Here is a 19,690-nt window from a genome sequence, read left to right on the forward strand (position 1 = left end):
CCTTCGAAAACCCGGCTTCGGCCGGGTTTTTTTCATTTTGCGAACCGCCTTCCCTCGTCTTCACCCGCTGGCCCTCAACGACGCATGAACGCATTGTCGTCCCTCGATCCGCAAATTCTTTGCGCCACGTCATAAATGCGGTACGTTTCGATCGAGCGAAACGGGGATTTGAACATCCTCACAGAACAATGACCGTTCGATGAACGAAAAGAGGCGGTATCGCGCGAAAAATCCGCTGCCTTGGCCCCAAAAACGCAGGGCTTTTTCGCGCGCTGCCGATGGATGGTGTTTGCCCACCCCTGCGCGCATAGGCAACGAAGCGTATGTACCGCTTTACGCGAAGCCGCCGTTGACGCGCAACACTTGCCCATTGATCCATCGGCCTTCCGGGCCCGCCAGAAACGACACGACGTTGGCGATTTCCTCCGGCTCGCCGAGACGTTCCAACGGCGCCTGCTTCGCGATTTGTTCGATAAGCTCCGGGCTTTTGCCATGAAGGAACATCTCGGTTGCGATCGGTCCCGGTGCGACCGCGTTGACCGTGATATTGCGGCCGCGCAGTTCGTTCGCAAAGACACGCACGAGCCCTTCGACGCCGGCTTTGCTCGCGATGTACGCGCCGTATCCGGGAAAGTTTTTCGCGATCACGCTCGAAGAGAAGCCAATGAACCGGCCGCCGTCGGCCAATGCCTGCGCGGCCTGCGTCATCATCAAATACGTACCGCGCAAGTTGATCGCTATCGTCTTGTCGAAAGCATCGACATTGCCCTGCCCGATCGGCGCGACCGACATGACGCCGGCGCTGTTCACGACCACATCGACGCGGCCGAATTCGCGTTGCGCGGTCGCATAGAGTCGCTCGACATCCTCGGCTATCGAGACGTCCGCTTGCACCGCGTGGGCTCGACCGCCCGCGTCGGCAATCTGGCGCACGACTTCCGCTGCGCTCGATTCACCGCCCGCGAAGTTCACGATTACGGCAAAGCCGTCCTTTGCGAGCCGCAGCGCGACAGCCCGACCGATGCCCCGCGAGCCGCCCGTGACGATGGCAACGCCTGATGCTGGGCGATGGAAAGATTGATCTTGCATGAGTCGCTCCTGTTAGCTGATTACCGAGCGCCGCGCCCGGCATGCTTCGCATTGTTCTCGTTATTGCACATCGTATAAAGCGGGCAGGAGTGCCAGCACAGTTCAATTCCTATCAACAATGGATCGACTGGAAGCGCTTCGCCTCTTCGTCCGCATTGTCGAGACGAACAGCTTCCAAATCGTGCGTTTCGCGGCAAATTCGGGCGCGAACGACTACCCGCTGGAATTGATAATGGACGGCCGCCCGATGGCACGGCAATCAAAAACGAAAAACGCCGACAAACCATCGGGTCTATCGGCGTTCTCCTACTTCACGACTTTGGGTTCGCAGGACCTGCGACGCCCGCTTACATGTTCTCGATCAGCACCTGACCGAAGCCCGAGCACGATACCTGCGTCGCGCCTTCCATCAGGCGCGCGAAGTCATACGTGACGCGCTTTTGCAGAATCGACTTTTCCATCGAGGAGATGATGACGTCGGCCGCCTCGGTCCAGCCGAGATGGCGCAGCATCATTTCCGCCGAAAGGATTTCCGAACCCGGGTTCACGTAGTCCTTACCTGCGTACTTCGGCGCCGTGCCGTGCGTAGCTTCGAACATCGCGACCGAATCCGACAGGTTGGCGCCCGGTGCAATGCCAATCCCGCCGACCTGAGCGGCCAGCGCATCCGAAATGTAGTCGCCGTTCAGGTTCAACGTCGCGATCACGTCGTATTCGGCCGGACGCAGCAGGATCTGCTGCAAGAAGGCGTCCGCGATCACATCCTTGACGACGATGTCGTTGCCCGTCTTCGGATTCTTGAACTTCATCCACGGGCCGCCGTCGACGAGCTCCGCGCCGAACTCTTTTTGCGCCAGCGCATAGCCGTAGTCACGGAACGCGCCTTCGGTGAACTTCATGATGTTGCCCTTGTGCACGAGCGTCACCGAACGGCGATCGTTGTCGATCGCGTACTGGATCGCCTTGCGCACGAGGCGCTCCGTGCCTTCGCGCGAAACGGGCTTGATGCCGATACCCGACGTTTCCGGGAAGCGGATCTTTTTCACGCCCATTTCTTCGCGCAGGAACTTGATGACCTTCCTGGCCTGCTCCGATTCCGCCGCCCATTCGATGCCGGCGTAGATGTCTTCCGAGTTCTCGCGGAAGATGACCATGTTCGTCTTCTCGGGCTCACGCACAGGCGAAGGCACGCCCTTGAAGTACTGAACCGGCCGCAAACAGACGTACAGGTCCAGCTCCTGGCGCAACGCGACGTTCAGCGAGCGGATGCCGCCGCCGACCGGCGTCGTGAGCGGACCCTTGATCGAAACCACGTACTCCTTGAGCACTTCGAGCGATTCCTCGGGCAGCCAGACGTCCGGCCCGTACACCTTGGTCGCCTTCTCGCCCGCATAGATTTCCATCCAGTGGATCTTGCGCTTGCCACCGTATGCCTTTTCGACGGCCGCATCGACCACCTTGATCATCACCGGCGTGATGTCGAAACCCGTACCGTCACCCTCGATGTACGGAATGATCGGCTGGTCCGAAACGTTGAGCGAGTAGTCCGCGTTGACGGTGATCTTGTCACCGCCCGTCGGGACCTTGATGTGCTGATACGGCATGATCGACTCCAGGGTTGGCTGTGCAGATAAAACAAGCGGAAAACGGCAAAACCGGGGCTCAGTCTCCACCGCGTTCGGCTCGCTGCGGATGTCTCGATGTACTTGACGAAGCCGCGCAAATACGGCTGGCTCGCTATTCTAGCCCACGTCGCAAATGCGGCGCCCGCAGCACGGAACGGCATCCACGCGCGCCGACCACGCCGCAGTTCGCCTCGGCGTTGCAACGGCGAGGGGAATAGCGTTGGCTCTGATGTCTTATATAAGACAGAAGACTTGCCGTCTCGTATTATGCATTAATATCCCGCCATTTGCCATAGACGCCGGCTCGGGGTTGCTGCCCGCGCAGCCGCCGTGCCTGCCGCCCGCCCATGCGCCTCATCGCCCTCAACAAGCCATTCGGTACCCTTTGCCAATTCTCGTCACATGAAACGCGCAGCTCGCTCGCGGATTGGGTGCGCGTACCGGACGTTTATCCGGCGGGACGGCTCGACGCCGAAAGCGAAGGACTGTTGCTGCTTACGGACGATGGCCGCCTGCAGGCACGCATTGCCGAGCCCCGTCACAAACTCGTCAAACGCTACTGGGCCCAGGTGGAAGGCGTGCCCGATGCGCACGCGCTCGCGATGCTCGCGCGCGGCGTCGATCTGGGCGACTATGTCACGCGGGCATGCCGGGTATGCGCGATCGATCCGCCCGACGCACTTTGGCCGCGCGTGCCGCCCATCCGCTTTCGGGCGGCCATCCCGACGACGTGGATCGAACTGGCGTTGACCGAAGGCAAGAATCGCCAGGTACGCCGAATGACCGCGGCCGTCGGCTTTCCAACACTGCGCCTCGTGCGGGTGGGGATCGGCGCCCTCGATCTTTTCGCGCTCGGCCTCGCGCCGGGCGAATGGCGCGACGTTCCGGCGCAAGCCCCGTGGCACGGCCTCGCATGATCCGCGGCGCCCCGCAACGCTCGTTTTCGAGCCAAGTCCCTGTTATGCCGGACTTTTTTTCCGGCGGTTCGCAAGCGTCACGGCACGAATTCCCCGCCCGAACAAGCAGAATCGACGACTCGCAATGCATGGAGTCAACCGCTTTGGCCGGTCACACGTTATTCGACGCAGATGCCGTCCGAAGCTGTCCGGCATTCGCGTGAAGGCTTGTGCTTTGCGGACTGTCCGCGGCCGCACTGGGCACCAGCGCGCAGACGCACCGGCAAGAAATTGTTCGATGCGGCTGTCAACCGAAAGGTGGATGGCACGTTTACCGACATGACTCATTGACCGGGTCATTTGGTTAATTAACTAAAGCTGAGGATTTACGACATGAACAAACTGATCGCCGCTCTGGTCGCTGGCCTGTTCGCAACGGCTGCTTTCGCACAAGCTTCGTCGACGGAAGCCGCTTCGGCTGCCGCTCCGGCTGCCGCTTCGGCTCCCGCCAAGAAGGCAACGAAGCATCACAAGAAGTCGCACAAGAAGGCTGCGAAGGCAGAAGCCGCTTCGGCCGCTTCGGAGTAAGTTTGTTGTAAAGACGCAGTCAAGAACACGCAGTTTGCCGTTCTTAACGGCGTTCGAAGGCAGGTCGCCGCAAGGTGCCTGCCTTTTTGTTTTTTTATCTTTTTGTTTGCTTTTCGTTTTGCTGCGGCCTGTCGCCCTCGCGTAAGATGCGCGTGGACTGGTCAAAGACCCTAAGGAGGGGTGTCGTGGGAGTGAGCCTTCGTTCATGGATTACGCGCAGCATCGCGGTCCTCGCCATACCTGCCGCCTTGCTTGCCGGTGCGGCCGCCTTTGCGCAAGCCCTCCCAGCCGGAGCGAAGCAGCCATCGGAATTCCCGCGCGTGAAGCTGAGGGCGGGCATGTTCGTCATCGATGCCGCCGTCGCCGCCAACGATGCGGACCGCGAGCAGGGCCTCATGTACCGCACCGAACTCGCGCCGAACGAAGGCATGCTGTTCGTGTTCGGCGAAACGGCCGTGCACTGTTTCTGGATGAAGAACACGCTGATTCCGCTTTCCATCGCGTTCATGCGCGCCGACGGTACGGTTACCGATATCGACGAAATGCAGGCGGAAACCACCAACAATCATTGCCCACGCAACAATGGCGTCTATGCGCTCGAGATGAGCAAAGGCTGGTTCGCGGCCAAGGGCATCAAGCCCGGCATGAAGATACAAGGGCTGCCCCAGCCGGGCTGAGCCCGCGGCGGACGCCAGATTGGGGGCCGTGGCCGAGGCGCCGCAACCCCGCATCGGTCATCCCCATCTCCAGGGATCGCTGCAAAAGCCTTGCCGAGGCGCTATTCTTCTAGGTCTGCAATAAACGCGGCGTGCAATATCCGGGCGATGGCGCCCGGTCCGGTTGACGCGCCCACTTGCAAGGAGATCGACGTGCCCCGCAAGACTCCCATCGAGCGCTACCGAAACATCGGCATCAGCGCTCACATCGATGCCGGCAAGACCACGACCACCGAACGTATCCTGTTCTACACCGGCGTGAGCCATAAGATCGGCGAGGTTCACGAGGGCGCGGCCGTGATGGACTGGATGGAGCAGGAGCAGGAGCGCGGCATCACGATCACGTCCGCCGCGACGACCGCCTTCTGGAAAGGGATGGCCGGCAATTATCCCGAGCACCGCATCAACATCATCGACACCCCCGGGCACGTCGACTTCACGATCGAAGTCGAACGTTCGATGCGCGTGCTCGATGGCGCCTGCATGGTCTACGACTCGGTGGGCGGCGTACAGCCGCAGTCCGAAACAGTCTGGCGGCAGGCGAATAAGTACAAGGTGCCGCGCATCGCGTTCGTCAACAAGATGGATCGCGTCGGCGCCGATTTCTTTCGCGTGCAGCGCCAGATCGGCGAACGCCTGAAGGGCGTCGCGGTGCCGATCCAGATTCCGGTCGGTGCCGAAGAGCACTTCCAGGGTGTCATCGATCTCGTCAAGATGAAAGCCATCATCTGGGACGACGAAAGCCAGGGCGTCAAATTCGAGTACCGCGACATTCCGGCCGAACTGCAGGCTACGGCTGACGAGTGGCGCGAGAAAATGGTGGAAGCGGCCGCGGAGGCCAGCGAAGAGTTGTTGGAAAAGTATCTCGAAGACCACACCTCGCTGACCGAAGACGAGATCAAGGGCGGCCTGCGCAAACGCACGATCGCCAACGAGATCGTGCCGATGCTCTGCGGCAGCGCCTTCAAGAACAAGGGCGTACAGGCGATGCTCGATGCCGTCATCGACTACCTGCCCTCGCCTGTCGACGTGCCGGCTATCCTCGGGCATGACGAGGACGATCGCGAAGCCGAACGTCATCCGAGCGACGAAGAGCCGTTTTCGGCGCTCGCGTTCAAGATCATGACCGATCCGTTCGTCGGTCAACTGATTTTCTTTCGCGTCTATTCGGGCCTCGTCAATTCGGGCGACACGGTGCTCAATTCGACGAAGGGCAAGAAGGAACGCATCGGCCGGATTCTGCAGATGCATGCGAACGACCGCAAGGAAATCAAGGAGGTCTATGCCGGCGACATCGCCGCCGCGGTCGGCCTGAAAGAGGCGACGACGGGCGACACGCTATGCGATCCGACCAACCCGATCATCCTCGAACGGATGATTTTCCCGGAGCCGGTGATCTCGCAGGCCGTCGAACCGAAGACGAAGGCCGACCAGGAAAAGATGGGTATCGCCCTCAATCGCCTGGCGCAGGAGGATCCGTCGTTCCGCGTGCAGACTGACGAAGAGTCCGGCCAGACGATCATCTCCGGCATGGGCGAGCTGCACCTCGAAATTCTCGTCGACCGGATGAAGCGCGAGTTCAACGTCGAAGCGACGGTGGGCAAGCCGCAAGTGGCCTATCGCGAGACCGTACGTACCCGCATCGAGGACGTCGAGGGCAAGTTCGTCAAGCAATCGGGCGGGCGCGGCCAGTACGGTCACGTCGTCATCAAGCTCGAGCCGCAGCCGCCAGGCAAGGGCTACGAATTCGTCGATGCGATCAAGGGCGGTGTCGTGCCGCGCGAGTTCATCCCGGCCGTCGACAAAGGCATTCAGGAGACGCTGAAAAGTGGCGTCCTGGCGGGCTATCCCGTCGTCGACGTCAAGGTCACGCTGACGTTCGGCTCGTACCACGACGTCGATTCGAACGAAAACGCGTTCCGGATGGCCGGCTCGATGGCGTTCAAGGAAGCGATGCGCCGCGCAAAGCCAGTGCTGCTCGAGCCGATGATGGCCGTCGAAGTCGAGACGCCCGAGGATTTCATGGGCAATGTGATGGGCGATCTCTCGGGCCGGCGTGGCATCGTGCAGGGCATGGACGATATCGCGGGCGGGGGCGGCAAGTCGATTCGCGCCGAGGTGCCGCTCGCGGAAATGTTCGGGTATTCCACCTCGCTGCGCTCGCTCACGCAAGGACGCGCCACCTATACGATGGAGTTCAAGCACTACGCCGAGACACCGACCCAGGTGTCCGACGCCATCATCAATTCGAAGGGCAAGTAACCCGCCTCGTTCCAGCTCGTCCGACCCGCCGATGACCTGTGCATCGGCGGGTTTTCTTTTATCGGCGCCGTGACAAGCCAAGTCCACACCACGTCGACATCGGCGCACAAGTTGCGCAACGCTATCCGCAACTCGCGTTACACTGCACGCACGCTCGTCATCGCAGTACCGCTCGTCGCCGCCGCTTTCCCGCGCGCGCACTTCAAAACGAACCGGAATACGCATCGATGAAAGCCCGCCTCACCTTGCCGCACGCCCTCGAAGCCCTGCGCCGCGATGCCGGCGAACTCGGCAATCACGCCATCGACGAATACCTCGCGCAGCGCGTCACGCGGCGCGAATTGCTGCGTTACGCGAGCGTCATGGGGCTCTCGGGCATGGCGGTTGCCATCGGGGGCCTGGCGTTGCCGCAGCGGGCGCGGGCGCAAACGCCCGGCGGCGGCGCCACGATCCGCGTGGCCCATTTGACACCGGCGGGCGCGGTCGACCCGCTCACCGTTGCCGACGCCGCAGGCCTCGCGCTCATCGCACAGACGGGCGAGTTCCTCGTCGACGACGAAAGCGGTGCGAGCAGCGCCGCGGCCACCCATCGAGCGCCGGGCAACGGCGGCTTGAGGCCCGCCCTCGCGTTGTCCTGGCAGCCGAACGCAAAGGGCGACGTATGGACCTTCAAATTGCGTTCGGGCGTGAAGTTCCACGACGGACAAATCCTGAGCGCCAAGGATGTCGTTGCGACGTTCGATCGGCTGGCCGACCCCGCAAGCGGCTCGGCCGCACTCTCCATGCTCAAGGGAGTCCTGTCCAAAGGCGGCACGCGCGCGGTGGACGACGAAACGGTCGCGTTTCATCTCGATGCGCCGAACGGCAACTTCCCCTACTACGTCTCGTCCGACAATTACAACGCGGTCATCCTGCCGGCGAACTACACCGGGGGATACGAGAAGACTTTCATCGGCACGGGCCCGTTCAAGCTCGACAAGTACCAGCCCAAAGTGGCTGCGTCGTTCGTTCGGAATCCTGACTATTGGGGCGACAAGGCGCTGCCGTCGCGTGTCGAGTTTTCGTTCTATGCCGACCAACAGGCCCAGATCCTCGCGTTGCTCGGGCGCCGCGCGGATGTCATGGGCGACTTCACCGTGCAAGGCGGCGCCGGCATTCTGAACAGCGGCGATTTCGACGTGCTCTCCGTGCGTTCGAGCGCACATCGTCAGATTCATATGCGTTGCGATCAGGCGCCGTTCAACGACAAGCGCGTGCGCCAGGCACTCGCGCTTTGCCTCGATCGCGATCTTTTGGTCAAGGGCCTGTTCAAGGGACGGGCCGAACTCGGCAACGATCATCCGTTCGCGCCCGTGTTTGCCTCGTCGGATACATCGGTCGCGCAGCGCAAGGTCGACTTGCAGCGAGCCAAGGCATTGCTCGCGCAAGCGGGCCATCCCAACGGCTTCGAAGCGACCCTCACGACCGAAAAATTCATGGAGATTCCCGATCTGGCCGTGGTCGTGCAAAACGCGGCACGCGCGATCGGCGTCAAGCTCAATCTCAAGATCGAAAGTCAGGGGCTCTACTACGGCTCGGGAACGTTCGGCAAATCGGACTGGCTCGATTCGACGATGGGCATCACCGATTACGGACACCGCGGTGTGCCGAATCTCTTCCTCAATGCGCCGCTCACGAGCAACGGCGCCTGGAACGCGGCGCATTTCAAGAACCCGCAGTACGATGGGCTCGTCGCAAAGTTCGTCGGTGCGCTCGATATCGCCGAGCAAAAACGGATGGCCAAGCAGATCGAAACGCTGTTGCTGGACGAAACGCCCGTCATCATTCCGTACTTCTTCGACCAGCTCGCGGCGGTGCGCAAATCGGTCAAAGGTGTTCGCTATACCGCCATCTCGCAACTGTATTTCGATCGCGCGACGACGTCCGCCTGAACTCCAGCCACATTCGCATCGGACCGCATGGCTGCCATCGCTTCCCTCTTTCGCCACCCCCGGGCGCGCGGCAACTCGGCGCGCATCGCCTTGTTTCTGCTCGAACGTGGCGCGCTCGCGCTCATCACGCTCGCGTTGCTCTCGGCGCTCGTCTTCGCGCTCGGTCAATTGCTGCCGGGCGATATCGGGCGCGCCATTCTCGGCCCGCTTGCCGACCCTCGCGCCGTGGCGGCGCTCGATCACCAGCTCGGCGCCGATAAGCCGGTCCTGCTGCAATATGCCCACTGGATCTCGCGATTCTTACGCGGCGATATGGGTGTCTCATACGCGTTTCGCGAGCCCGTTGCGCCGTTCGTCGCGCATGCGCTCGCCAACTCGGCGAAACTCGCCGCGCTTGCGTTCGTGATCGTCGTACCGCTCGGTATCGCGAGCGGCGTCTGGGCCGCCTTGCACGAGGGACGCTGGCCCGACCGGACGCTGATGATCGTCGGCATGTCGGCCACCGTCGTGCCTGAATTCGTTTCCTCGATCGTGCTGATTCTCATATTCGGCGTCTGGCTGCGCTGGCTGCCCACCGAAGCCGTCTATCCGCCCAACGCCAGTGCCGTCACGGCCTTGCGGCATCTGATTCTGCCGGCGCTGCCGCTCGTTTTAGTGCTGTTCGGCTATATCGCCAGGATGGCGCGTTCGGGGACAGTCGAAGCGCTCGATGCGGACTACACGCGCACCGCCGTCCTCAAGGGATTGCCGCCGCATGTCGTCGTCCTGCGCCATGTGCTGCGCAACGCGTTGCCGCCCACCGTCACGGTGGCCGCGACCCAGCTCGGCTACATGGTCGGCGGGCTCGTCGTCGTCGAAACGCTCTTCCACTATCAGGGCATCGGCTTGTTGATCTACAACGCGGCGACGGCGAAGGATTTTCCGATGCTCGAAGCGGGCGTGCTGTGCGTGGGCATCGTTTATACCTTCGCCAATCTGCTCGCCGACGCGCTGCTCGCCTCGCTCGATCCGCGCAGAAACAAGGCAGGCACGCAATGAGCACGCACACGCATCCGCCCAGCGCCGAAACGCGTGCCGATTCGCCCAGCGAGCCCCGCTTCGAGACGCTGCGCGCACTGCTGCGCTCGCCGAGCTTCATCTGCGGCGCGCTGCTCGTCGGGTTCTGGCTCGGTTGCGCGCTCCTCGGACCGTGGCTCGTGCCGCACGATCCCTATGCGTCGGACCCCCTCAATTCGCTGGCCCCGCCCGATCGGGCGCACTGGTTCGGTACCGATCAGCTCGGGCGCGACGTGTTCTCGCGGGTCGTCGTCGGTGCGCGCGATATCTTCGGAATCGCGCCGCTCGCCACGCTCGTGGGTACGCTCGCGGGTACCGCGCTCGGGCTCGTTCTCGGCTATGTCGGCGGCTGGTTCGACAAGCTCGCGGGCCGCCTCATCGATGCCGTGCTCGCGTTGCCGCTCGTCGTCGTCGCATTGGCCGCGCTTGCCGCACTCGGTGCATCGAGCGCCACGGTCGTGTTCGTGATCGGCTTCACGTTCATGCCGATCACTGCGCGCACCGTCCGCACCGCGGTGCTCGCCGAGCGTCATCTCGAGTACGTCGCCGCGGCTCAATTGCGCGGCGAGCGCGCGCTCTACATCATGTTCGTCGAGATCTTGCCGAACATCCTGCCGCCGATCGTCGTGGAAGGCACGGTGCGCCTGGGCTACGCGATCTTCGCTGTCGCCACACTCTCGTTTCTGGGCTTCGGCGTCGCGCCGCCCTCCCCGGACTGGGGGCTCGCGCTCTCGGAATCGTATGCGCTGATGACCGGCGGCGCATGGTGGACCGTTGTCTTCGACGCGCTGGCCATCGCGACGCTCATCGTCGGGGTAAACCTCGCCGCCGATGGCGTGCAAGGAGCGCTCGACCGATGAGCCGGCCCACGCCCAACGATTTTCCGATCCTCGATGTGACCGCACGCGCCGATGACGACGTGCTCGCGGTCACCGGGCTGACCGTTGCGTACCGCGTACGGTCGCGCGAACGCGAGGTGCTCAGCGACGTCACGTTCCGCGTGCGCCGCGGCGAGGCCTACGGCCTCGTCGGCGAATCGGGCTGCGGCAAGTCCACGCTGGCGCTCGCGGCCATGGCCTACTTGCCGCGCAACGGTCGCATCAAGGCAGGGCGCATCGAGGTCACCGGCCGCGATCTCGCGACGCTCGATGCCGAGGCCTTGCGTAAGATGCGGGCTCACACGGTCTCGATGGTCTACCAGGATCCCTCGCGTGCGCTCAATCCGTCGCTCAGCGTGGGTCTTCAGGTGTCCGAAGCATTCGAAATGGCGTACGGCATCTCGCGCGCCGAGGGCGAAGCGCGGGCGCTCGATATGCTCGAGCGCGTGCATATCGCGGCGCCACGGCAGGTGATGCAAGCCTATGCGCATCAGTTGTCGGGCGGCATGCAGCAGCGCGTCGTGATCGCGATGGCGCTTGCCGCGAATCCGGCGCTGCTCGTGCTCGACGAACCGACGACGGGGCTCGATGCGACGGTTGAAGCCGAAGTCCTCGAGCTCGTCGCGCAGTTGCGCGACGAACTCGGCACCGCGGTGCTGTTCATCAGTCACAACCTGGCTGTGGTTGGCCGCATGTGCAGTCGCGTCGGCGTGGTCTATGCGGGGCGTCTCGTCGAAGAGGGCGCGAGTGCCGATGTATTCCGCGCACCGCATCACCCCTATACGGTCGGGCTCTTGCGCTGCCTGCCCCAACGCGCGCGAAGCAAGGATACTGAGCGTCTCGATACGATCGCGGGCAGCCCGCCTCCGCTTGGCGCCGCGATGCGCGGCTGTGCTTACGCCGAGCGTTGCCGGCTGGTGGAAGAACGCTGCCGGCAGGTCGCACCGCCTCCGCATCGGTTCAACGCACCCAACGGTGTCCAGATGGCACGCTGCCATCGGCATGAAGAGGCCCACGCATTGCCGCGCGAACGTGGGGCTTCCGACGACGATCGCGCTCATCGCGTCGAAGCGCCGCCCGGTGTTCGGGATCGCTCGCCAGTGTTGCGCGCCGCGTCCGTCTCGAAGACGTTCGTGCGCAACGGCCAGACCGTGCGCGCCGTCGACGATGTCTCGATCACGCTCGCAGCGGGAGAAACGCTCGGGCTGGTCGGCGAGTCCGGTAGCGGGAAGACCACGCTCGCAAAGCTCATCGTCGGACTCATTGCGCCAGATCCCGGCGCTATGATCGAACTCGACGGCAAGGCGTTGCCATCGCGCGTTCAACGACGTGACGACAATCAGGTGAAGTCGCTGCAAATCGTCTTCCAGAACCCCGACGCCGCGCTCAATCGGGCGCACTCGGTCAAACATCTGATCGGCCGCGCACTATCGAAGCTCGCGGCACTGCGCGGCACCGCACACGATGCGCGGCTCGCCTCGCTCGTCGATGCCGTGCGCCTGCCGCGCCGATATCTCGGCTCGCGCACGCGTCAGCTATCGGGCGGGCTCAAGCAGCGCGTTGCGATCGCGCGGGCATTCGCGGGCGATCCGCGCATCGTCGTTTGCGATGAGCCGACGTCATCGCTCGATGTCTCCGTGCAGGCAGCCATCCTCAATCTGCTGGTCGATCTTCAGCGCGCACGAGGCGTGAGCTATGTGTTCATCTCTCACGACCTCAACGTCGTGCGCTACGTGTCGGACCGAATCGCCGTGCTGTATGTCGGGCGTCTCGTCGAGATCGGCGCCGCGCGCGACGTGTTCGACGGCCCCCATCACCCTTATACCGAAGCGCTTTTATCGGCAGTACCGTCACTGCCCGGCGATCCGTCCGCAGCACGGATCCCTCGCGTCCGTCTGTACGGTGAACCGCCCAGCGCTGCTGCGCGGCCCTCAGGCTGCGTGTTCCAGACACGTTGTCCACGCAAGCTCGGCGCAATATGCGAGCAACAGGACCCGCCGTTTGCGGACGCCGGAAACGGCCATTTGATTCGATGCCACATCCCCGTCTCAGAACTGCGCCTGGCGCGTCACGAACTTCAGGGCGCCTGACACGCCCGGCATCCGGGCGATTGCCTCGTCTTCCCGCCTCTACGCCGCGCGCCGCGCTGCACGTCTTCCCTTCTTTCGCGTATCAGACGTGAAACGTTTTCGGCGCATTTCCGCGTTGGCGACGGGCAAGCTCCGAACGCTCGCCGTGTGCAGCGCGCCTTAGCGCCCGATGGCACGGTTATCGCAGTAGACCCCTCGTACATCACGCGAATTCGCGCTTTGCCGCGCGACGCTGGAACTGCCGTACTCGCGCAACTACACGCGAGATGACGGCGGCAGCGGGTCGCCGGTCGCATCGGGGGATAACCATGAAGAGCATCGTCAATATTAAGGATTCCTACACATCTGCGAAAGCGATCGGAGTCTCGCTGGCCGGAGTAATAGCACTTCTTTTGGGATCGCCCGTACAGGCGATGCCACCCGATGACGGTATAGCTCGATGGTTGCTCACCGCTGCTGCGAGCGGCGATGACAACACTGCTACATCACCCGCTTTGCAAACTTCGCCGGACACGCAGGCCGCTCAAAGCGATACGACCGATACTTCCGCAGCCGCGGATCCGTGCGCTGCGAACCCCAGCTCGGAAGCGTGTCTCAAATTGCTCAGCATCGATGTGGGCGGTACTGACAGCGGCACTACCGCGGCTGGTTCGAACAACGGCGGCTTCGCTGGCGGCAACGGCGGCGGCAGCAGCGGGGGCGGCGGGGGCAGTCGGGGAGGAGGCAGCGGCGGAGGTAGCTCGAGTGGCGGTACTGGAGGAGGCGACCACGGCAGTGGCGGCGGTACCGGCGGAGGTACGGGTGGTACGGGTGGCGGTACGGGCGGAGGAACCGGCGGTGGCACGGGCGGCGGCACCGGAGGCGGCACGGGCGGTGGCACGGGCGGTGGCACGGGCGGCGGCACGGGCGGCGGCACAGGCGGTGGCACCGGTGGTGGCGGCGACGGCGGTGGACACGGCGGTGGACACGGCGGCGGCAACGGCGGCGGCAATGGCGGCGGACACGGCGGCGGCAACGGCGGCGGTAATGGCGGCGGTAATGGCGGCGGTAATGGCGGTGGTAATGGCGGTGGACACGGCGGTGGTAAGGGCGGCGGACACGGCGGTGGTAACGGCGGCGGTAACGGCGGTGGTAACGGCGGTGGTAACGGCGGCGGTAACGGCGGTGGCAACGGCGGCGGTAACGGCGGCGGTAACGGCGGCGGACACGGCGGTGGCAACGGCGGCGGCAACGGCGGCGGACACGGCGGTGGCAACGGCGGCGGACACGGCGGTGGTAACGGCGGTGGTAACGGCGGCGGTACCGGCGGTGGACACGGCGGTGGCAACGGCGGCGGACACGGCGGAGGCAACGGCGGAGGCAACGGCGGCGGTACCGGTGGCGGACACGGCGGCGGCAACGGCAGTGGCAACGGCGGTAACGGTGCCGGCAACGGCGGCGGTAACGGCAGCGGGCAAGGCAGTGGCAACGGCGGCAACGGCCACGGCAACGGTGGAGGCAACGGAAGCAACGGCGGCGGGCACGGCGGCAATCACTGATACCCACCAATCGACGCGGCGGACGCTCCGCCGCGTCGAGACGTGCGGCCTAACGGACTGCGTTACAACATCTCCAGCGCGCGCTTCGATCGCGGCGGCTTGAACCGCGCATCGATGCGCGAGCGCTCGTCGTCGGTCAGTCGAATATCGAGCGCCCGGCGATTCTCTCGCACATGCTCGATGTTCCCCGCTTTGGGAATCGCACAAACACCCGGTTGTTCGAGCACCCATGCAAGCGCGATGCTGACGGACGAGACGCCGCGCGCTTGCGCGATATCGTCGAGCACCGATCCCTGCGGCAAGCGCATATGATCGATCGGGCTGTAGGCCATCGCCGGCATCTTTCTCGCGCGCATCCATGGCAGAAGATCGAATTCGGGCCCGCGCCGCGCGACGTTATAGAGAATCTGGTTTGCGGCGCACGCGGTACCGCCCGCCGCGAAAAGCGCGTCCATTTCATCGACATCGAAATTACTCACGCCCCAATGCCGAATCTTGCCTGCAAGCCGCAGCGATTCGAAACCTTCCACCGTTTCTTCCAACGGAACGGCACCGGGCCAGTGCAGCAAATACAGGTCGAGGCGGTCCGTCTTCAGCCGTGCGAGACTCGCATCGCATGAGGCGACCACGCCGCGTCGGCTCGCGTTGTGCGGATAGACCTTGCTGACGAGAAATACCTTTTCACGCAACCCGGCGAGCGCCGCGCCCAAGAGCGTCTCGGTCGCACCGTCTCCATACATTTCCGCGGTGTCGACGACTGTCATGCCGAGTTCGATGCCTTCCCGCAACGCGGCGATTTCCGCCTCGCGCGCGGAACGCCGCTCGCCCATCTCCCATGTGCCGAGCCCCAGCTTCGCGATACGCTCGCCGTCCGGCAGCGTCACCCACGCATCGTTACGTTCCATTGCCCTCTCCCCAACGCTTTTGAAGATCAACGGGAGTGTAGCCCCGAGCCGAAAAACGTGTGCTCGCTTCGCATAACATGGCCCGCGACGCGGCGATGACATAAAATCACCGCTTGCCCCTCGCCGCGTACAGGCCATGAATGCACCCTCGGAAGACCGCTGGCGCGATCTGCGTCCGGACCCGGAAAACGATACGCCGCTTTACCTCCAGCTCGCCCGCAAGCTCGGGCAGGCCATCCACGAAAGCCGCTGGAACGCAGGCGAAGCACTGCCGTCCGAACGCGTGTTGTCCGACGCGCTTGGCGTTTCGCGCATTACCGCGCGCAAAGCCATCGCGCTGCTCGTCGAGCAAGGTCTCATTCGTCGCTCGCAAGGCGCCGGCAGCTTCATCACGCCGCGCTACGACGTACGGCTTTCGCAGTTGTCGAGCTTCAGCGAGATGCTGCGGCGCAGAGGCTTCACGCCGAGCTCGCAATGGCTCTCGCGCGATATTCAGCCCGCAAGCCGCGACGAGGTGATCCAGTTGGGGTTGTCTCCGGCGGCCGCCGTTACGCGCTTGAAACGGCTGCGTCTTGCAGATGGCATCGTCATGGCGGTCGAGAACTCGACGCTGCCGGCATCCGTCATACCTGATCCCAATGCAATCGGCGATTCGCTCTACAGCTATCTCGAACAGCGAGGTCTCGCGATCGTACGCGCGCTGCAGCACTTCCGCGCGGTCAATGCGAGCGACGAAATCGCGCGCCAAATGAGCATCGCACCGCACGACGCGCTGCTCCTCATTACTCGTATCGGCTATACGGCCGACCAGCGCGCCATCGAACTCACCGATACCTACTGCCGCAACGATTACTACGACTTCGTCGCCGAGTTGCGCAAGTAGCGCGGTAGCGCACGCAGCGCGTCACGCTACGATTCGACCCAGCACGGCTCGTCGGCGCCGATCGGATGAGGCGGCGACGCAAAGCGCGCTGGCGTGAGCGACATCGATTCAGCCGGCGCGGCCGCGAGAACCGTACCGAACGGCGATGCCATAGTCTGCATCAGGTCGCGAACATCGTCGAGACCGACATCGGGTGCACGCCATCCGCCCTCCAGCAAGCCCAACGATTGCAGCCAGCGCCCCGTTTGCGCGAGCGAGACACGCACGTGCCAGCTGCCTCCCTCGCGCGCTCGGCGCAGCAGTGCGACCATTGCCCCGAAGGCGGCCAGATAGCCCGTCGCATGATCGAGCGCTTGGCAGGGCAAGTGCTTCGGCGCCGTGCCGCCGACGGCCTCGCGCTCGGTCCAGGCAATCCCGCTCGCCGACTGAACGAGACTGTCGAAGCCCCGGCGCTGGGACCAAGGCCCCTGATGTCCGTAGGCGCTCACCGACACGTAGACGATGCCCGGGCGGATCCGTGCGAGATCCTCGGGAGCAAAGCCGCGCGCCGCGAGTGCGCCGGGCCGGTAGGCTTGCAGAAACACATCCGCGCCGGCCGCCAACTCGCGTAGCCGATCGGCGTCGGTCGGCTCGCGCAGATCGAGTAGCGCGGAGCGTTTGCCGCGGCCGTTATCGATCACGAGCGGCGCGATGTTCGGCAGATGCGGACCGTTGATCAGAAGCACTTGCGCGCCGTGCTGCGCAAGCGTGCGGCCAGCGACAGGGCCCGCGATGATGCGGCTCAGATCCAGCACGCGCGCGCCGGCGAGCGGCCGGTCGGCCGCCGGGTTCGCATCGCTGCCGATCGGCATCGGCGCGGCGGGTCCGATGCGCTCGATCTCGAAGTGCGGCAGCGCGGCCACGGCGGCAGCCTGCTCGTTGTCCTGCCACTCGCGAGGCGAGCGGATCAGTGCTGCGCACAAGCCGGCGTCGGCGAGCGCACGATCGAGCTCGGCCCCCTCCCATCCACGAATCGCCGCGGCGACGGCATCGCGATCGTTCGCACAGCCGAGCACCTTCACGACGCCCAGGCGGTGATGGGGGAAGTTCGTATGCAGCTGAATCCAGCGTCCGTCCCGCGTTTCGTAAAAACCCATCAACGGATCGCGCAACTCAGGCGCGGGGCCGTCGTCGATCCGCAGATAGCGCTCGCTGCGGAACACCGCAAGGGCACGCCGCATCGAGACGTCGATGCGCTGACGCCGCCCCGTGCGCAGCGCATGGCATTCGGCGGCGGCAAGCGCCGCGGCGCCGATTGTCGCGCAGGCCAGCGTCCCCACCCGATAAACGGAGGGCAGTCCCGGATCCTGATCTTGGAAATGAATATCGCCCAATGCGTCAGGTGCACAGGCGGCCAGCGACCAAAGGTGCTCGAGTGCGAGATGCGGTGTCATGATCGGCGAGACCGGTGTTGATGGTGAAAACGAGTCTAGAATCAGCAGCCATATCGATCAATCTTGATTGCAATAATCAACGTATATTGGTGCCATGCCCACTTATCTGACCGCCACCGAAGCCGCATCGACGCTCGGCATCAGCGTGCCGACACTGTATTCCTACGTGAGCCGGGGCTTGCTCAATTCCACGCCCGACATGGACGGGAAGCGGCATGGCTACGCGGCCGACGAAGTACGTCGCCTCGCTCGCCGCAAGGCCGACGGCAAGCGAGCCGGCAAAGTCGCGCAAAAGGTCCTGGACTGGGGTGTTCCGGTTTTGGAATCGCGCATTACATCGATCGCGAACGGCCGGCTTTTTTATCGAGGCCACGATGCGCTGGCGTGGGCGGCAACGGCCACGCTCGAAGATACCGCTGCGCTGTTGTGGGAGTGCGAGCGCGAGTTGATCGACGAGACGCCCGATGTTCCGCTCCCGGCAACTCGGTGGAACGCGGCGCTGAAGCTGACGCGCCGGCAAGCCCCGCACCAGCGCGCGCTCGTCATGCTGCCCATCGCCGCCGCGCACCTGCCCGGCATTTGGGCACTCGATCGGCAAGGCCGCATCGAAACCGCCGGCGCATTGTTACGTGTGCTCGCGGCGGCGTTGACCGCATCGGCTCCCTCGCGCGAACCCCTGCATCGGCAACTGGCGAAAGCGTGGGGCATCACGCGCCGGCGTCCCCTCGACCTCCTGCGCGCGTCGCTCGTCGTCTGTGCGGACCACGAGCTGAACGCATCCGCGTTCACAGTGCGATGCATTGCCTCGACGGGCATGCATCTCTTCGGCGCCGTCACGGGCGGTCTGGCCGCACTCGCCGGCCCGCGTCATTGCGGAGAGACGGTACGCGTCTCAACCATGCTTGCCGAGGCCGCCCTAGCCGGAGACGTCGAGCACCATGTCATGAGCCACATGGCATACGACGATCCTCGCGCGCGCACAGTGTTGCCAGGCTTCGGCCATCCGCTGTATCCCGACGGCGACCCGCGCGCGGCGCTTTTGATGACGATGCTCGACGCCTGCACCGGTGTGCGCACCGTCGAGCGGGCGAGACTGCGCAGCATCGAGGCTGTCGTCGATGTCGCCCGCCGCACGACCGGCCTTGCGCCAACGATCGACTTCGCCCTTTCGTCGATCGAACGCGTGCTGGCGCTGCCCTCAGGCGCGGCGTTCGTACTGTTCGCGCTAGGCCGCGCCGCCGGATGGATCGCGCACGCCATGGAGCAAATCGACGACGGGCGGCTCATTCGTCCTCGTGCGCGCTACGTGGGCCCGGAGCCGTCCCCGGCTCGATAACGCGAACGGCCGCAGCACCGAGATCGCGCCACGCTATGCGGCCAGCAACCACCGCGGCCGCCAGCTACGCCGTGAACGCTCACCCGACACCCGATGGGGACCCTCGTCGGTCACCGTCATGCGCACAGTCCCGCGACTGGGCCCGACCCAGGCGCGCATGCCTGCTGCCAACGTGAACGACTGCCCCGCTTCGAGCCAATAGTCCTCACTATCGTGCTCGACGGTCAGCCAAAGCTGCCCGGACGTCACGTTGATCACGAGCGGGCGGCTGACCCGCCAGACGGTCGCGGGTTCGTGTTCTTCCATTTCGAACATACGGATTTCACGCATCGCAGCCTCCCTTTCATCAAGCATTGCCGTCACTGCATTATTGCGATAACGTCAGGGCAATCACATGCACAGTTCTGAACAGTTTTGACAAAACTGTGCAGTCGAATTACCGAACAGTCGCTGCTGCTGGACAC

At 64.1% G+C, this 19,690-nt stretch carries 16 protein-coding genes; 11 read left to right on the top strand and 5 right to left on the bottom strand.

All coding sequences use genetic code 11. The annotated features are described in order from the left end of the window. Positions 1–333: 333 nt before the first annotated feature. Positions 334–1,089 (bottom strand): SDR family oxidoreductase, encoded by a 756-nt coding sequence (locus VGL01_RS06495; protein WP_331568036.1) that lies wholly within the window; start codon positions 1,087–1,089, stop codon positions 334–336. A 347-nt stretch (positions 1,090–1,436) separates the two neighbouring features. Then, the gene (icd, locus tag VGL01_RS06500) at positions 1,437–2,693 is read right to left on the bottom strand and encodes an NADP-dependent isocitrate dehydrogenase (protein WP_331568037.1); all 1,257 of its coding nucleotides are present in this window, start codon (positions 2,691–2,693) and stop codon (positions 1,437–1,439) included. Positions 2,694–3,061: 368 nt separating this feature from the next. Here icd and VGL01_RS06505 point away from each other — a divergent pair, with 368 nt between their 5' ends. The 9 genes from VGL01_RS06505 (at position 3,062) to VGL01_RS06545 (ending at position 14,669) form a co-directional block, all read left to right on the top strand. Beyond that, positions 3,062–3,631: a pseudouridine synthase gene (locus VGL01_RS06505; protein WP_331568038.1), complete on the top strand. Its 570-nt coding sequence runs from the start codon at positions 3,062–3,064 to the stop codon at positions 3,629–3,631. 372 nt (positions 3,632–4,003) lie between these two features. Then, positions 4,004–4,198, top strand: a complete 195-nt coding sequence (locus VGL01_RS06510) for a hypothetical protein (protein WP_331568039.1) — start codon at positions 4,004–4,006, stop codon at positions 4,196–4,198. Positions 4,199–4,383: 185 nt separating this feature from the next. Further along, a complete protein-coding gene (locus VGL01_RS06515; RefSeq protein ID WP_414720184.1) occupies positions 4,384–4,875 on the top strand; it encodes a DUF192 domain-containing protein in 492 nt (163 codons plus the stop codon). A gap of 192 nt (positions 4,876–5,067) precedes the next feature. After that, entirely contained in the window at positions 5,068–7,176 is a 2,109-nt protein-coding gene (gene fusA / locus VGL01_RS06520; protein WP_331568040.1) for an elongation factor G, read from the top strand. A gap of 227 nt (positions 7,177–7,403) precedes the next feature. Continuing rightward, a complete protein-coding gene (locus tag VGL01_RS06525; RefSeq protein ID WP_331568041.1) occupies positions 7,404–9,107 on the top strand; it encodes an ABC transporter substrate-binding protein in 1,704 nt (567 codons plus the stop codon). Between the two features lie 27 nt (positions 9,108–9,134). Further along, entirely contained in the window at positions 9,135–10,145 is a 1,011-nt protein-coding gene (locus tag VGL01_RS06530; protein WP_331568042.1) for an ABC transporter permease, read from the top strand. Beyond that, positions 10,142–11,023, top strand: coding sequence for an ABC transporter permease (locus VGL01_RS06535; protein ID WP_331568043.1), 882 nt, complete (start codon positions 10,142–10,144; stop codon positions 11,021–11,023). The genes VGL01_RS06530 and VGL01_RS06535 overlap by 4 nt, the downstream gene beginning before the upstream one ends. Further along, positions 11,020–13,131: an ABC transporter ATP-binding protein gene (locus VGL01_RS06540; RefSeq protein ID WP_331568044.1), complete on the top strand. Its 2,112-nt coding sequence runs from the start codon at positions 11,020–11,022 to the stop codon at positions 13,129–13,131. Before VGL01_RS06535 ends, VGL01_RS06540 begins: the two co-directional genes overlap by 4 nt. A gap of 599 nt (positions 13,132–13,730) precedes the next feature. Beyond that, positions 13,731–14,669, top strand: a complete 939-nt coding sequence (locus VGL01_RS06545; protein ID WP_331568045.1) for a hypothetical protein — start codon at positions 13,731–13,733, stop codon at positions 14,667–14,669. 62 nt (positions 14,670–14,731) lie between these two features. Here the strand turns inward: VGL01_RS06545 and VGL01_RS06550 are convergent, their stop codons facing one another. After that, positions 14,732–15,574, bottom strand: a complete 843-nt coding sequence (locus VGL01_RS06550; RefSeq protein WP_331568046.1) for an aldo/keto reductase — start codon at positions 15,572–15,574, stop codon at positions 14,732–14,734. 136 nt (positions 15,575–15,710) lie between these two features. Here VGL01_RS06550 and VGL01_RS06555 point away from each other — a divergent pair, with 136 nt between their 5' ends. Beyond that, entirely contained in the window at positions 15,711–16,457 is a 747-nt protein-coding gene (locus VGL01_RS06555; RefSeq protein ID WP_331568047.1) for a GntR family transcriptional regulator, read from the top strand. A gap of 26 nt (positions 16,458–16,483) precedes the next feature. On the opposite strand, the gene VGL01_RS06560 is transcribed toward VGL01_RS06555, so the two are convergent. Then, on the bottom strand, positions 16,484–17,890 hold the full coding sequence (locus VGL01_RS06560) for a CoA transferase (protein ID WP_331568048.1): 1,407 nt from the start codon (positions 17,888–17,890) through the stop codon (positions 16,484–16,486). Between the two features lie 94 nt (positions 17,891–17,984). Here VGL01_RS06560 and VGL01_RS06565 point away from each other — a divergent pair, with 94 nt between their 5' ends. Further along, entirely contained in the window at positions 17,985–19,226 is a 1,242-nt protein-coding gene (locus VGL01_RS06565) for a citrate synthase family protein (protein WP_331568049.1), read from the top strand. 33 nt (positions 19,227–19,259) lie between these two features. On the opposite strand, the gene VGL01_RS06570 is transcribed toward VGL01_RS06565, so the two are convergent. Then, the gene (locus VGL01_RS06570; protein WP_331568050.1) at positions 19,260–19,556 is read right to left on the bottom strand and encodes a DUF2917 domain-containing protein; all 297 of its coding nucleotides are present in this window, start codon (positions 19,554–19,556) and stop codon (positions 19,260–19,262) included. Between the last annotated feature and the right edge of the window lie 134 nt (positions 19,557–19,690).

This window comes from Trinickia sp. (assembly GCF_036503415.1).
Taxonomy (GTDB): Bacteria; Pseudomonadota; Gammaproteobacteria; order Burkholderiales; family Burkholderiaceae; genus Trinickia.